This window comes from Corynebacterium sp. H127, from assembly GCF_037482665.1.
In the GTDB taxonomy this organism is placed as follows: Bacteria; Actinomycetota; Actinomycetes; order Mycobacteriales; family Mycobacteriaceae; genus Corynebacterium.
This window is the reverse complement of record NZ_JBBHKY010000002.1, coordinates 65,891-80,397: the sequence shown is the minus strand read 5'-3', so window position 1 is coordinate 80,397 and position 14,507 is coordinate 65,891. Positions and strand designations below refer to the sequence as shown.

Annotated in this window: 14 protein-coding genes; 5 read left to right on the top strand and 9 right to left on the bottom strand. The window is 57.3% G+C overall.

The genetic code is table 11. The features are described 5' to 3' along the window. The first annotated feature begins 48 nt into the window (after nucleotides 1-48). Nucleotides 49-4,032: a DNA-directed RNA polymerase subunit beta' gene (locus tag WG936_RS02945; RefSeq protein WP_339564333.1), complete on the top strand. Its 3,984-nt coding sequence runs from the start codon at nucleotides 49-51 to the stop codon at nucleotides 4,030-4,032. A gap of 109 nt (nucleotides 4,033-4,141) precedes the next feature. Here WG936_RS02945 and WG936_RS02940 read toward each other — a convergent pair whose 3' ends face one another. The 3 genes from WG936_RS02940 to WG936_RS02930 form a co-directional block, all read right to left on the bottom strand. After that, the gene (locus WG936_RS02940; RefSeq protein ID WP_339572070.1) at nucleotides 4,142-4,771 is read right to left on the bottom strand and encodes a DUF1707 SHOCT-like domain-containing protein; all 630 of its coding nucleotides are present in this window, start codon (nucleotides 4,769-4,771) and stop codon (nucleotides 4,142-4,144) included. A gap of 129 nt (nucleotides 4,772-4,900) precedes the next feature. After that, nucleotides 4,901-5,293, bottom strand: a complete 393-nt coding sequence (locus WG936_RS02935; RefSeq protein WP_339572069.1) for a hypothetical protein — start codon at nucleotides 5,291-5,293, stop codon at nucleotides 4,901-4,903. A 2-nt stretch (nucleotides 5,294-5,295) separates the two neighbouring features. Next, nucleotides 5,296-6,453 (bottom strand): inorganic phosphate transporter, encoded by a 1,158-nt coding sequence (locus WG936_RS02930; protein ID WP_339564330.1) that lies wholly within the window; start codon nucleotides 6,451-6,453, stop codon nucleotides 5,296-5,298. 415 nt (nucleotides 6,454-6,868) lie between these two features. Between WG936_RS02930 and rpsL the strand changes: the two genes are divergently transcribed. From rpsL to tuf, 4 genes are all read left to right on the top strand, one after another. Further along, nucleotides 6,869-7,237, top strand: coding sequence for a 30S ribosomal protein S12 (gene rpsL, locus WG936_RS02925; RefSeq protein WP_339564329.1), 369 nt, complete (start codon nucleotides 6,869-6,871; stop codon nucleotides 7,235-7,237). A 5-nt stretch (nucleotides 7,238-7,242) separates the two neighbouring features. After that, the gene (rpsG, locus tag WG936_RS02920) at nucleotides 7,243-7,710 is read left to right on the top strand and encodes a 30S ribosomal protein S7 (RefSeq protein ID WP_339564328.1); all 468 of its coding nucleotides are present in this window, start codon (nucleotides 7,243-7,245) and stop codon (nucleotides 7,708-7,710) included. 270 nt (nucleotides 7,711-7,980) lie between these two features. Then, nucleotides 7,981-10,107, top strand: coding sequence for an elongation factor G (fusA, locus tag WG936_RS02915; RefSeq protein ID WP_339564327.1), 2,127 nt, complete (start codon nucleotides 7,981-7,983; stop codon nucleotides 10,105-10,107). A 309-nt stretch (nucleotides 10,108-10,416) separates the two neighbouring features. Next, nucleotides 10,417-11,607, top strand: coding sequence for an elongation factor Tu (gene tuf, locus WG936_RS02910; protein WP_339564326.1), 1,191 nt, complete (start codon nucleotides 10,417-10,419; stop codon nucleotides 11,605-11,607). Nucleotides 11,608-11,689: 82 nt separating this feature from the next. Here the strand turns inward: tuf and WG936_RS02905 are convergent, their stop codons facing one another. Genes WG936_RS02905 through WG936_RS02880 form a run of 6 tightly spaced genes read right to left on the bottom strand, consistent with a single transcriptional unit; the run spans nucleotide 11,690 to nucleotide 14,078 of the window. After that, complete coding sequence (locus WG936_RS02905; protein ID WP_339564325.1) at nucleotides 11,690-12,256, bottom strand: hypothetical protein; 567 nt, start codon at nucleotides 12,254-12,256, stop codon at nucleotides 11,690-11,692. Next, a complete protein-coding gene (locus WG936_RS02900; RefSeq protein WP_339564324.1) occupies nucleotides 12,253-12,786 on the bottom strand; it encodes a DUF6286 domain-containing protein in 534 nt (177 codons plus the stop codon). Before WG936_RS02900 ends, WG936_RS02905 begins: the two co-directional genes overlap by 4 nt. Next, nucleotides 12,783-13,169 (bottom strand): Asp23/Gls24 family envelope stress response protein, encoded by a 387-nt coding sequence (locus WG936_RS02895; RefSeq protein ID WP_339572068.1) that lies wholly within the window; start codon nucleotides 13,167-13,169, stop codon nucleotides 12,783-12,785. Before WG936_RS02895 ends, WG936_RS02900 begins: the two co-directional genes overlap by 4 nt. After that, entirely contained in the window at nucleotides 13,169-13,360 is a 192-nt protein-coding gene (locus tag WG936_RS02890; protein WP_339564322.1) for a hypothetical protein, read from the bottom strand. The genes WG936_RS02895 and WG936_RS02890 overlap by 1 nt, the downstream gene beginning before the upstream one ends. 10 nt (nucleotides 13,361-13,370) lie before the next feature. After that, entirely contained in the window at nucleotides 13,371-13,652 is a 282-nt protein-coding gene (locus WG936_RS02885; RefSeq protein ID WP_339564321.1) for a hypothetical protein, read from the bottom strand. Further along, nucleotides 13,653-14,078: an Asp23/Gls24 family envelope stress response protein gene (locus WG936_RS02880; RefSeq protein ID WP_339564320.1), complete on the bottom strand. Its 426-nt coding sequence runs from the start codon at nucleotides 14,076-14,078 to the stop codon at nucleotides 13,653-13,655. It abuts the gene before it with no gap. Nucleotides 14,079-14,507 lie beyond the last annotated feature (429 nt).

The following is a 14,507-nucleotide window of genomic DNA, read 5'->3' as shown; positions in this document are numbered from 1 at the left end:
ACGCATTAGTTCTTTAGAAACCCAAGACATTTAGGGAAAGGGAGTTACGTGCTCGACGTCAACTTCTTCGACGAGCTCCGCATTGGGCTCGCCACTGCCGACGACATCCGTCGTTGGTCCAAGGGCGAGGTCAAAAAGCCTGAGACCATCAATTACCGTACTTTGAAGCCAGAGAAGGACGGCTTGTTCTGCGAGCGCATCTTCGGTCCAACGCGTGACTGGGAATGTGCCTGTGGCAAGTACAAGCGAGTCCGCTACAAGGGCATCATCTGTGAGCGCTGTGGCGTTGAGGTCACCAAGTCCAAGGTGCGACGTGAGCGCATGGGACACATTGAGCTCGCCGCTCCGGTAACCCACATTTGGTACTTCAAGGGCGTTCCGTCCCGCCTGGGCTACCTGCTGGACCTCGCTCCAAAGGACCTAGAGCGCATCATCTACTTCGCTGCCAACATCATCACCAGCGTTGATGACGAGGCACGCCACAATGACCTGACCACTCTGGAAGCAGAAATGCTCCTGGAGAAGAAGGACGTTGAGGCAGACATGGAGTCTGAGATCGCCGACCGCGCGCAAAAGCTGGAGGAGGACCTTGCTGAGCTCGAAGCAGCAGGCGCCAAGGCTGACGCACGCAAGAAGATCCAGAACGCGGCTGAAAAGGAAATGCAGCATATCCGCGAGCGCGCAGAGCGAGAGATCGCCCGCCTCGAGGAAATTTGGCAGACCTTTGTCAAGCTTGCTCCAAAGCAGATGATCATCGACGAGACCATCTACACCGAGCTCGTTGACCGTTACGAGGATTACTTCACCGGTGGAATGGGCGCTGAGGCGATCCAGAATCTCATCCGGGGCTTCGACCTCGATGCAGAAGCTGAAGAGCTGCGCACCATCATCAACGAGGGCAAGGGCCAGAAGAAGATGCGTGCCCTGAAGCGCCTGAAGGTCGTCGCGGCCTTCCAGCGCTCTGGCAACGATCCTGCTGGCATGGTGCTTGATTGCATCCCTGTGATCCCGCCAGAGCTCCGCCCAATGGTGCAGCTCGACGGTGGTCGCTTCGCAACCTCCGACCTCAACGACCTCTACCGTCGTGTGATCAACCGCAACAACCGTTTGAAGCGCATGATCGACCTGGGTGCCCCAGAGATCATCGTCAACAACGAAAAGCGCATGCTGCAGGAATCTGTGGACGCGCTCTTCGACAACGGTCGTCGTGGACGTCCGGTCACCGGACCGGGCAACCGACCACTGAAGTCCCTGTCTGACTTGCTGAAGGGCAAGCAGGGTCGTTTCCGTCAGAACCTGCTCGGTAAGCGCGTGGACTACTCCGGTCGTTCCGTTATTATCGTCGGCCCACAGCTGCGTCTCCACGAATGTGGTCTGCCTAAGCTGATGGCACTGGAGCTGTTCAAGCCATTCGTGATGAAGCGTCTGGTGGAGAACGATTACGCCCAGAACATCAAGTCCGCCAAGCGCATGGTGGAACGTCAGCGTCCAGAGGTGTGGGATGTGCTGGAAGAAGCCATCTCCGAGCACCCAGTGATGCTGAACCGTGCACCTACCCTGCACCGCCTTGGCATCCAGGCCTTCGAGCCTGTGCTGGTGGAAGGTAAAGCTATTCAGCTGCACCCGCTGGCCTGTGAAGCATTCAACGCCGACTTCGACGGTGACCAGATGGCAGTTCACCTGCCACTGTCCGCCGAAGCGCAGGCAGAAGCACGCGTGCTGATGCTTGCCTCGAACAACATCCTGTCTCCGGCATCCGGTAAGCCACTGGCTATGCCACGTCTGGACATGGTGACCGGCCTGTACTTCCTGACCCTAGACAAGAAGGAAGACGAGTTCGGCGGCCAAGGCGCTTACCAGCCAGCAACCGCTGACGGTCCTGCCCAGGGTGTTTACTCCTCGATGGCAGAAGCCATCATGGCCTATGACCGCGGTGTACTTGGGCTGCAGGCTGAGATCAAGGTGCGTATTTCGCACCTGCGTCCGCCAGCAGACTTGGAAGCTGAGCTCTTCCCAGAGGGTTGGAACAAGGGCGACCGCTGGTTGGCCACCACCACCCTTGGCCGCATCATGTTCAACGAGCTGCTGCCATGGAACTACCCATACCTTGAGGGCGTTATGGTCCGTAAGGGTGGTGGCAGTGACAAGATCATGCTCGGCGACGTCATCACTGACCTTTCCGCGCGTTACCCAATGATCACCGTGGCGCAGACCATGGACAAGATGAAGGACGCTGGCTTCTACTGGGCAACCCGTTCCGGTGTGACCATCACCATGTCCGACGTTTTGGTGCTGCCGAACAAGGACGAAATGCTGGACCGCTACGAGGCCGAGGCCCGTACGATCGAGACCAAGTTCCAGTTCGGTAAGCTCACCGCCCGCGAGCGCTACGATCGCCTGGTTGAACTGTGGAAGGACGCCACCGACGAAGTCGGTAAGGCAGTCGAGGAACTCTACCCAGATGACAACCCGATTCCTATGATCGTGAAGTCCGGTGCTGCAGGTAACATGCGTCAGATCTGGACGCTTGCTGGCATGAAGGGCATGGTTGTGAACTCGAAGGGTGACTACATCACCCGACCAATTAAGACCTCCTTCCGTGAAGGCCTTACGGTGCTCGAGTACTTCAACAACTCTCACGGTTCCCGTAAAGGTCTGGCCGATACCGCGCTGCGTACCGCAGACTCCGGCTACCTGACCCGTCGTCTGGTCGACGTCGCACAGGACGTTATCGTTCGCGAAGAAGACTGTGGCACCCGCCAGGGCGTCCGCGTACCAGTGTCCGAGAAGTCTGGCGATAAGTTTGTGCGCCATACCCTCGTGGAGACTTCCGTTTCTGGTCGCGTGCTGGCAGCTGATGCCACCAACGCAGCCGGCGAGGTTGTCTTGCCAGCGGGCACTGACCTGGGCGAGCTTCAGATCGACGCGCTTGTCGACGCCGGTGTGGAAATGATCAAGGTTCGCTCCGTGCTTACCTGTCAAACGCCTACCGGTGTATGTGCGAAGTGCTACGGCAAGTCCATGGCCTCCGGACATCAGGTAGATATCGGTGAGGCTGTCGGCATCGTTGCTGCACAGTCCATCGGTGAGCCTGGTACTCAGCTGACCATGCGTACCTTCCACCAGGGTGGTGTCGGTGGCGACATCACCGGCGGTCTGCCACGTGTGCAGGAACTCTTCGAGGCCCGCGTTCCTAAGAACCGCGCCCCGATCGCTTCTGTCGCAGGTAAGGTACACCTCGATGATGAGGGCAACTTCTACACCCTGACGATCGAGCCAGAAGACGGCTCGGACAATGTTGTGTACGAGAAGCTCTCCAAGCGTCAGGGCTTGGCGATGATCAAGGTGCCAATGGAGTCGAATCCAGACGCCATGATCGAGCGCACGCTGCGTGAAGGCGACCGCGTCGAGGTGGGCGACCGCCTCCTGCGTGGCCCAGCCGATCCACACGACGTGCTCGAGGTCCTCGGTCGCCGTGGAGTGGAGCAGCACTTGATCGACGAAGTGCAGGCCGTGTACCGCGCCCAGGGTGTGGCTATTCACGACAAGCACATCGAAATCATCATCCGTCAGATGCTGCGTCGCGGTACCGTCATCGAATCCGGTTCTACCGAATTCCTGCCGGGTACCCTTGTTGATCTCTCCGAAGCAAAGCGCGCCAACGCCCAGGCAATCGCCGACGCTGGTCAGCCTGCCGAGCTGCGTTCCGAGATCATGGGTATCACGAAGGCTTCGCTGGCAACCGAGTCGTGGCTGTCTGCGGCTTCCTTCCAGGAGACCACCCGCGTGCTTACCGACGCCGCAATCAACAAGCGTTCGGATAAGCTCATTGGCCTCAAGGAGAACGTGATCATCGGTAAGCTAATCCCAGCTGGTACCGGTATCTCGCGCTACCGCAACATTTCGGTCAAGCCAACCGAAGCAGCACGTAACGCCGCGTACTCGATCCCAACCTATGGTGATTCGATTTACGGCGATGACGGCTACGGTGAGTTCACCGGTGCCTCCGTGCCTCTGGATGAGACTTACTAGTCTCCTTCTGCGGTCTGCATAACAATCAGCCCCGCTAGTCATAACTCCCAGTGGGTGGGAGCGACTAGCGGGGCTGATTCTTTAGCTAAAAGAATGTTGGCGCTGAATCTCAGATGCGGGGCACTCGCCTCACATCCACGCCACCCATGAGTGCGAGGCCCGTTATTCGCACGGTCGGGGCATCATGTGGGATATCAGCCATTGCTAGGCGAACCTGCTTGTCATCGATGACCCCAAAACCGCCCATGAGCGCAACGCCGTCGCAAATGATCCGAACGTCTTCTGGAACAATAATGTCCACACCACCCATAACAGCGAAGGCGTTGATGGTTACCTTTTGTGCGGCAAAGCGAGCCTGGCGCAGGTCCAAAGAGGTACCACCCATGACTGAAATCGACAGGTGGCTTGGAGCTATGGTCCACACACCCTTCTTTTCGGTGCCGGACATCAGCGCAACACTGAAAGAGTTTCCGGCATCACCAGCGCTAATGGGCTGCCGACTTGGCACCACTGCGTGCGTCTGGGGGACAGCAACTTCACGCCCCAAGAACAACTCCGGATTGGGCATGAGATCTTGTAGGGGAGTAGCAAGCTCATCTCGGTAAGTTGCACTAGTAACTGCGTGTGAGCGTTCGTCGAACTCGGCGAAATTCAATTGCCCGTTCGTCATCGCCTCACTGAGGTAGGCAAGAACCTTGTTGCGTTCGGCATCGGTGGCACGGATTCGAGGGTTGTTCATAACCCTAAGTCTATGCCGGGCTGCCGGACTATTTCTCGCGTGTGTCCTGCCCGGTGCCCGGGTTGTTCAGTACGACGAGGGGAATCAAAACCTCGTTGGCATCCTGGTGAAACCAATTCTTGACGATGGTTAACATTGCTTTTGCCTCCTTCGAGGTAGTTCGGTGTTAGAAACGATAACACCAGAATAGCAAAGAATTAACGCCTTGTTAACCGTTTGTTCACTGTACTTCATTTCGGTGCCAAATAAGTCGACCCCAAAGTGGTGGAAAACTACTGCCTTGGCGATCCAAAAGATGCCCACTATCACGGCTGCGATGATGATTCCGAAGATCACTACCGAGAGTGCGCGCTGCACGGGGGTGGCATCCTTCGTGTGTGTCACGCTGCCGTCCTCGTTGATCACGCCCGTGCCGGAGGCGAAGCGAATCCCCAGCGCAAACAGGGCGGGCAGTCCCGCGCCGAGCACTAGGCCACCCAGCAGTACATTGAAGATATCGGCGAGCATAGTCTGAAAGCTCATGGCTACTTGCCTTCCCAATCGGCGTTGACGTTAGAGGCGTTCACCGGCTCCTTAAAGGAGCGGATGAGGATGGCCGTGGTCATAGCCAGCAGCACTGCGAACGCGGCGATGATGCCCACCAGCTCAGTGGACAGTGCCCCCACATAGTGGGCGATGGCCCAACACAGTGCCCCCACGGCGGCGGCAGCGGGCAGTGTAATGACCCAAGCGATGGCCATTCGTCCCGCCACACCCCAGCGGACCTCTGCCCCGGAACGGCCCAGTCCCGTGCCCATGATCGAGCCCGTAGCAACGTGCGTGGTAGACAGTGCCATACCAAAGTGAGAGGAGGTCAAAATGATAGCGGCAGAAGACATCTCCGCGGCCATGCCCTGTGGCGGATCGATCTCTACCAACCCTTTGCCCAGGGTGCGAATCACGCGCCAACCGCCGGTGTACGTGCCAGCGGCAATGGCAATGGCACAAGCTGCCTTGACCCATAGCGGGACCTCGGCGGCGGCGTCGATATGCCCGGTGGCGATGAGCGCGAGCAGGATCACGCCCATGGTCTTCTGGGCGTCGTTTGTGCCGTGGGCCAGGGATACAAGGGCTGCCGAGCCGATCTGGCCCAGGCGGAAGAAGTGGTTCTTGCGTTCCTCCACCACGTGGTTCGTCAGCTTGTATACGATCCAGGTGCCCACGGTGGCCACGGTGCCCGCCACTACGGGGGCCGCGATCGCCGGAATGGCCACCTTTGCTGCCACTCCGGACCACAGCACGCCGTCCATGCCCAGTGATGCGACGGCGGCACCGATGAGGCCGCCGAACAGGGCGTGTGAGCTAGACGAGGGGAGCCCCAACAGCCACGTGAACAGGTTCCAGGTAATCGCGCCGATCAAGCCAGCGAAAACTACGATAAGGAGCTGGTGCGCGTCGTAGCTATCGGCGAGGTTAAAGCGCTTCAGGTCCACGATGCCCTTGGCCACGGTAGCTGCCACTTCCACCGAGAGGAACGAGCCGACCAGGTTCAGGCCAGCGGACAGCATTACGGCCGTTTTCGGGCGCAGTGCGCCCGTTGCGATCGAGGTCGCCATGGCGTTGCCGGTGTCGTGGAAGCCGTTGGTGAAGTCAAACACCAGGGCCGTGATGATAACAATGAGTAGGACGATTAATTCAGTCACAAGATTCCAGCGTGCAGAGTTGGGAGAGGTGTGAACCTATTGGCAACGCCGAGTTCACCCTTAATTAACCTCTAATGTTACAACCTCGCGCGCGAGGAAATGTAACGCAGGCGGCCAACTGCACTATTGGTGAGGAAATTCGGCGCGCCGAATGGGCGTTTCCTGGCGTCGAAAAGCGTGGCGGAAGCGTATAGGGGAGCGGTTTTTGTTTTTGGATGCGGGTGGGGTAAGGTTTGCTATCAGTCCCACGTCTAGATGGTGGGAGCCCAACTTTCCCAGTAAGCCAGCGAGAGCGGCTGACTGGGTTACGCACGTTTAAAAACGAACCGCGCACCTGTTGGGCTGTGAACGAGAACAATTCAATCTTCGGTCGGCCGCTAGGCCAAGACGGCCGACTTATACAGAAAGACGGTTCATGCCAACTATTCAGCAGCTGGTCCGCAAGGGCCGCCACGACAAAACTGCCAAGGTAGCTACCGCGGCACTGAAGGGATCTCCTCAGCGTCGTGGCGTGTGCACCCGTGTGTACACCACCACTCCAAAAAAGCCTAACTCTGCACTGCGTAAGGTTGCCCGTGTGCGCCTGACCTCCGGCATTGAAGTTTCTGCCTACATCCCAGGTGAGGGCCACAACCTCCAGGAGCACTCCATGGTGCTCGTTCGTGGTGGTCGTGTGAAGGACCTCCCAGGTGTTCGCTACAAGATCGTGCGCGGCTCCCTCGACACCCAGGGTGTCAAGGACCGCAAGCAGGCACGTTCCCGCTACGGCGCAAAGAAGGGATAAGAGGAATGCGTAAGGGAAAGGCTCCAGTACGCCCGGTCGTCAAGGACCCGGTATACGGCTCTGAAACTGTTACCCAGCTGGTTAACAAGGTGCTGCTCGACGGCAAGAAGTCTACCGCAGAGCGCATTGTGTACAACGCGCTTGAGGCTTGCCGCGAGAAGACCGGCACTGACCCAGTGCTGACCCTCGAGAAGGCACTTGGCAACATCAAGCCAGACCTCGAGGTTCGCTCCCGCCGTGTTGGTGGCGCTACCTACCAGGTTCCTGTTGAGGTTCGCCCCGGCCGCGCTAACACCTTGGCACTTCGTTGGTTGGTTAACTTCACCCGCCAGCGCCGTGAGAACACCATGGTTGAGCGTCTTGCTAACGAGATCCTCGATGCCGCAAACGGCCTCGGTGCTTCCGTGAAGCGTCGCGAAGATACCCACAAGATGGCGGAAGCAAACCGCGCCTTCGCGCACTACCGCTGGTAATAATTGCGTTAAGAAATGGCCCCGTCGCCGACAATCCCGATGCTGGCTCCTGCAAAGGTCCGCAGCGCGGCGACTCATCGGTACGGGGTCATATCTGTATCTAAGTCCACTGCGGGCACTACAAACCGAAACTTCGGGCTGTAATTCGCGAGAAATAGTGGCAGAATTAACCGAGTACATATATTCATCGGCGGATTTGGTGACCTGATCGCTACCCAGCGAAATATCCGGCACCAATAACGCCCACAACTGACGAGTTGGGGAACCACTGTGGCACAAGAAGTGCTTAAGGACCTGAAAAAGGTTCGCAACATCGGCATCATGGCGCACATTGATGCTGGTAAGACGACCACCACTGAGCGTATCCTGTTCTACACGGGTATTAACCGCAAGGTTGGCGAGACGCACGATGGCGCATCGACTACCGACTGGATGGAGCAGGAGAAGGAACGCGGCATCACCATTACCTCCGCTGCTGTTACCTGTTTCTGGCACGATAACCAGATCAACATCATCGATACCCCGGGCCACGTTGACTTCACTGTTGAGGTTGAGCGCTCCCTGCGCGTCCTCGACGGCGCAGTTGCTGTCTTCGACGGCAAGGAAGGCGTTGAGCCACAGTCCGAGCAGGTGTGGCGTCAGGCTGCGAAGTACGACGTTCCACGTATCTGCTTCGTGAACAAGATGGACAAGATGGGTGCGGACTTCTACTTCACCGTGCAGACCATCATCGACCGCCTTGGCGCCAAGCCTTTGGTTCTCCAGCTTCCTATCGGTGCTGAAGATGACTTCGACGGCATCGTTGACCTCGTCGAGATGCGGGCATTGACCTGGCGCGGCAAGGTTGAGGTCGGTGCCGACACAACCATCGAGGAAATCCCAGCCGATCTCGTCGATAAGGCTAACGAGTGGCGCGAGAAGCTGCTCGAAGCAGTTGCAGAGTCCGATGAAGCTCTCATGGAGAAGTACTTCGGTGGCGAAGAACTCACCATCGAGGAGATCAAGGGCGCCATCCGCAAGATGACCGTCAACTCTGAGGTCTACCCAGTTCTTTGTGGCACCGCATACCGCAACAAGGGCGTACAGCCACTGCTCGACGCCGTTATTGACTACCTGCCTACCCCGCTGGACATCGGCGAGGTTCACGGCCACAAGGTGAACGACGAGACCGTCGACTTGATCCGTAAGCCTTCTGACGAAGAGCCATTCTCTGCTTTGGCATTCAAGATTGCTGCACACCCATTCTTCGGCAAGCTGACCTTCGTCCGTGTCTACTCTGGCATGGTTGAGCCAGGCGCTCAGGTGATGAACTCCACCAAGGGTAAGAAGGAACGTATCGGCAAGCTGTTCCAGATGCACGCCAACAAGGAGAACCCTGTTGACGCAGCACACGCTGGTAACATCTACGCCTTCATCGGCCTGAAGGACACCACCACCGGTGACACCCTCTGCGATGCAAACGATCAGATCATCCTCGAGTCCATGGACTTCCCGGATCCGGTTATTGAAGTTGCCATCGAGCCTAAGACCAAGGCAGACCAGGAGAAGCTGGGTACTGCTATCCAGAAGCTCGCGGAAGAGGACCCAACCTTCACCGTGAAGCTTGATGAAGAGACCGGCCAGACCGTCATCGGCGGCATGGGCGAACTTCACCTCGACGTTCTTGTTGACCGCATGAAGCGTGAGTTCAAGGTTGAGGCTAACGTTGGTGCTCCTCAGGTTGCCTACCGCGAAACTATTCGTAAGGCAGTTGAGAACCTCGACTACACCCACAAGAAGCAGACCGGTGGTTCCGGCCAGTTCGCAAAGGTCATCGTTTCCATCGAGCCTTATGCTCCAGAGCTGGAAACCCTGGAAGAGGGCGAGTCCCCGATCTACAAGTTCGAGAACGCCGTCACCGGTGGCCGCGTGCCTCGCGAGTACATCCCGTCTGTGGACGCTGGTATCCAGGACGCCATGCAGTACGGCTTCCTTGCTGGTTACCCACTGGTCAACATCAAGGCAACCCTCGTAGACGGCGCATACCACGACGTTGACTCTTCGGAAATGGCCTTCAAGATCGCCGGCGCTCAGGTCCTCAAGGCTGCCGTCGAAAAGGCAAAGCCAGTTCTGCTGGAGCCTTTGATGGCCGTTGAGGTCACCACTCCAGAGGAGTACATGGGTGACGTTATCGGTGACCTGAACTCCCGTCGTGGCCAGGTCAACGCAATGGAAGATCGTTCCGGCGCAAAGGTCGTCAAGGCCAAGGTTCCACTATCTCAGATGTTTGGTTACATTGGTGACCTGCGTTCCCGCACTGCGGGCCGCGCAAACTTCACCATGATCTTTGATTCCTACGCGGAGGTTCCAACCAACGTTGCGGCTGAGATCATCGCTGAGCGTAACGGCACCAAGTAATCCCAGGTCAAGTGTTCGTGGAGGGCTAGTTTTGCCAGAACAATTAGCCCTCCTATAATGCGAATGAGCCAATGAGTAGTGGCCTGCTGAGCACCCGTTTGAACGGTTGTTGAGTTGGCCATTACTCTAGGCAAAAGCTAGGAGTACTTGAAAGGTTTGTTTTCTCAGGCCTTGGACCCTAGTATCATGTAACTGGCAGAAATAAAGCCGTGTGCTTCCTCACCTTAACTGCGGGGGAGGTGCATGGATACAAACCACCAAATGTGGCTGCGAAGGTCGTAGCCACCATGAAGTCCAGGAGGACATACAGTGGCAAAGGCGAAGTTCGAGCGCACGAAACCGCACGTAAACATCGGCACCATCGGTCACGTTGACCACGGTAAGACCACCACCACCGCGGCTATCACCAAGGTTCTGGCTGACGCTTTCCCTGAGCTCAACCAGGCTTTCGCTTTCGACGCCATCGACAAGGCACCGGAAGAGAAAGAGCGTGGCATTACGATTAACATCTCCCACGTTGAGTACCAGACCGAGAAGCGCCACTACGCACACGTTGACGCTCCAGGCCACGCCGACTACATCAAGAACATGATCACCGGCGCAGCTCAGATGGACGGCGCTATCCTCGTCGTTGCTGCTACTGATGGCCCAATGCCACAGACCCGTGAGCACGTTCTCCTCGCTCGCCAGGTTGGCGTTCCTTACATCCTCGTTGCTCTGAACAAGTGCGACATGGTTGACGATGAAGAAATCATCGAGCTCGTTGAGATGGAAGTTCGTGAGCTGCTCGGTGAGCAGGAGTACGACGAAGAGGCTCCTATCGTTCACATCTCTGCTCTGGGCGCCCTGAACGGCGAGCAGAAGTGGGTTGACTCCATCCTCGAGCTCATGCAGGCTTGTGATGATTCCATCCCAGATCCAGTACGTGAGACCGAAAAGCCATTCCTCATGCCTGTCGAGGACATCTTCACCATTACCGGTCGTGGCACCGTGGTTACCGGTCGTGTTGAGCGTGGCTCCCTGAAGGTTAACGAGGAAGTTGAAATCCTCGGTATCCGTGAGAAGTCCACCACCACCACCGTTACCGGCATCGAGATGTTCCGCAAGCTGCTCGACTACACCGAGGCTGGCGACAACTGTGGTCTGCTGCTTCGTGGTATCAAGCGCGAAGACGTTGAGCGTGGCCAGATCGTTGCTAAGCCAGGCGCTTACACCCCTCACACCGAGTTCGAGGGCTCTGTCTACGTTCTTTCCAAGGATGAGGGCGGCCGCCACACCCCATTCTTCGACAACTACCGCCCACAGTTCTACTTCCGCACCACCGACGTTACCGGTGTTGTGAAGCTTCCTGAGGGCACCGAGATGGTTATGCCTGGCGACAACGTCGACATGTCCGTCACCCTGATCCAGCCAGTTGCTATGGACGAGGGCCTGCGCTTCGCTATCCGCGAAGGTGGCCGTACCGTTGGCGCTGGTCGTGTAACCAAGATCAACAAGTAGTAACTACTTGATGCTCAGCGCTTAGGCGCAAAACACAAGGCGTGGCCCGTAACCATCATGGTTACGGGCCACAGCCTTGTTTCTAGCGAGTCTTACGTTCGACTGGAGCGAAGTGAAGCTGGAATGCGAGCGCGATGGAATCGTCCTGCAGAGCTGCAGAAATGTCCTTCTGGGATTGCTCGGCATGTGCTATCAGTGCGCGCAGAGGGGCGCTGGGCTCTGCATCCACTTTGATGATCATCACTCGTTGACCATGGTCCCTCCGCACCACATCACGAGTGCGGATTACGCCCGGGACGATTTTGAAGCTAGTTGCTACCGCTGCTGCTACTTCGCTTAAGTCGACCTCAATCGCTCCAGCAGAGTTGGAAGCTACGGTGGCTACCCGGCGAATCCGATTACGTTGGAAGTTTCCGACGATAATCCATGCGGCCAAGAAGAACAGCACAATGCCGGCCATGGCGACAGCTGGCAAGAACCACGCGTGTCCAGGGATCGTGCCCCAGGCATGCGGCTGCAATAGATCGACAAACCTTTGCGCCACCGGATAATTCAGGTACAACCCTATGGATAGCATTCCGGCAAGAGTAAGAAGCAGCCCGACTGCGCAAACAAATACGCGGTCGAGGACATCAGTTAACGTATTCATCGATCTTCTCCATTCCGCGGGGAAGTGCGCAGCACCAACTGGGGTACCGTAGCCAGTTCCGCAATCAGCGGAGTGATGCTGGCGGAGACGCGCTCAGTGACATCATCGTCGTGACTGCTACAGGTGATAGTGACGGTGACGGTAGTGCGGGTGACATAGGTAGAGGCACGTCGGACCCCAGGTACCTTCTCTGCGGTCGCAGTGCATTGTCGTGCAATGTCGACATCACGAATCCAGATGTTGGCAGCTGAGGCAACTGCTCGGTGAGTCTTTCGCCGCGGCTTGATACCGATTGCCACCAGGACTAATCCGAGCAGCAATGCGAAGATGCCGGCGTAGAGCATCCAGTCTTCATAGGTGGCACGTCCGATGATCTCAAAGACTGGAACTAGCCAGCTTTCTAGCTGCGTTCCTGTACGTTTGGTCCACAACTCGCGGGCCGCGACGAAAGCCAACCCCAGGAGACTGAAACTGAGCAGCACTGCGACCCACCGCGCGGCTGGATGTGAACGCGGAATGTAGTTCTTCATCGCTGGCCTCGAATCTTAACTGGAATCGGAACCAGTGCAGGCAGCTGGAGATCTTCACGGTCGATGCGCCGGCTGGTAGAAATTACCGGGCCCACCACAACATTGCAAGTATCCACCTTTAATCCGGCCAATACTCGTACATGCTCGATGATCGTGCGTTGTACGGCGGCAGCTACCTCATTAACGGGACTAGGCCAGGTCACTGCGATGAAAACCTCGGCGCTCATGGCGGTGGCAGTGTCATCGAGTTGGACGTCGCAGCGTGGAAAGGCTCTGCCCGTGAGCCGCCCCATCCCAGTAGAGAAACTGACAGTCCCGGGTACTGAGTCCACTGCGGCCTCTACGATCTTGGTCAGCGCGCGTTCGGTAACAACTACAGACATCAGCCGCGACGTCCCCGTCCGATGTTGTCCCACGCGCTACGAAGATCAATGATGCCGTCGAAATGCGCTCCGATAGCTGCGCCGATCGCGGAAAACAGCAGGGCCCAAAATAGGCCGAGCCAACCGCCGAGAATCAGCGCGAAAGCACAAGCGAGCCCCAAGAAAAGGCCAGTGCGTAAATTAGTTGGCATGGTGGGGTCCTTAGTCGATATCGCCGATAGTTACGTGAACTGGGAGGTTGCTCAGGGGCTGTGTGGCGGCCACGATGACGTTGCCAAGCATGCGTAGATCGCCTGCATCGCGCGTGGCGACGACGTGGATTTCCAAACAGTGGTCGGTGACCCGCACACCCGGGACACGCTCGCCGGGGTAGAGCAGTGCGACCTCCCCGAACAAGCCGGGATGCATGTCGTGCACACCCGGAATGCTGCGGACAATGCTGAGCAACTCCAGCGCGGCTGCCTTGGAAAGCTGCGCTGACATCTATTTGACTCGCGGAGGACTGGTCGGTTCCTCGGAATCCTCCTCGTCCCGGGCGAGGAAAATGTCATGGACCGTAATATTTACTTCAGCCACCTCGAGACCTGTCATACGCTCGAGCGCAAGGATGACATTGCGTCGAATTGCTTCGGCAAGCTCGTGGATGGCTACGCCGTATTCGGCAACAATGGCAATATCAACGGCTGCCTGTGTGGCACCAACTTCCACAGAGACGCCCTGTTGCATATTGGTTCGAGATCCGGGAATGTTCTCTCGAAGCGCGCCGACCATGCGGGCAGTTCCGCCGCCGAGCGCATGAACCCCGGAAACCTCACGAGCGGCCATACCGGCGATTTTAGAAACAACCACATCTTCGATCTGAGTGCGACCGCGACTGTCTGGCGTGGGTACTGGCAATGCTTCGGACATGTCGATGTCTCCTCTAGGTAAAAACAGCAGGTCTCACTCAATCCTAGGTGCATTTTCATCTTTGGGAAATGCTGATTGTGTACTTGCTAACATTTCCTGCGGACAGGGCTTGTATTTTTGTTTCCTGCGTGCTTTACTAGTCAGGTTGCTTTAACAACGCGTTAATTCTGTGTGTCTAACACCGGAGATCGTGATGGTAGGGCAAACATGAACTTCCTTCTTAAAGGTGGGAGGTTGTTCGTACTCTGGAGCCCGGCTCAGGAGTGCGGAGGACCGAAGCATGAAGGGGCATGGCAAATAAACAGCGGCAGTCGGCAAGGAACACGCTTATCGCGAGATAAGATCCCTTCCACTTGATGAAGATGCGCAGAGTATGGCGTGGATAACACGGTGCTTTCCTCTTCAGTTCAAGGCCCGAGATGCAGGTGC

Coding starts and splice junctions, on each gene's coding strand:
- WG936_RS02885 (WP_339564321.1), bottom strand. CDS start 13,652: ATGTCAGCGCAGCTTTCCAAGGCAGCCGCGCTGGAGTTGCTCAGCATT.
- WG936_RS02895 (WP_339572068.1), bottom strand. CDS start 13,169: ATGTCTGTAGTTGTTACCGAACGCGCGCTGACCAAGATCGTAGAGGCC.
- WG936_RS02900 (WP_339564324.1), bottom strand. CDS start 12,786: ATGAAGAACTACATTCCGCGTTCACATCCAGCCGCGCGGTGGGTCGCA.
- WG936_RS02905 (WP_339564325.1), bottom strand. CDS start 12,256: ATGAATACGTTAACTGATGTCCTCGACCGCGTATTTGTTTGCGCAGTC.
- WG936_RS02880 (WP_339564320.1), bottom strand. CDS start 14,078: ATGTCCGAAGCATTGCCAGTACCCACGCCAGACAGTCGCGGTCGCACT.
- rpsL (WP_339564329.1), top strand. CDS start 6,869: ATGCCAACTATTCAGCAGCTGGTCCGCAAGGGCCGCCACGACAAAACT.
- WG936_RS02890 (WP_339564322.1), bottom strand. CDS start 13,360: ATGCCAACTAATTTACGCACTGGCCTTTTCTTGGGGCTCGCTTGTGCT.
- rpsG (WP_339564328.1), top strand. CDS start 7,243: ATGCGTAAGGGAAAGGCTCCAGTACGCCCGGTCGTCAAGGACCCGGTA.
- WG936_RS02940 (WP_339572070.1), bottom strand. CDS start 4,771: ATGAACAACCCTCGAATCCGTGCCACCGATGCCGAACGCAACAAGGTT.
- WG936_RS02935 (WP_339572069.1), bottom strand. CDS start 5,293: ATGAGCTTTCAGACTATGCTCGCCGATATCTTCAATGTACTGCTGGGT.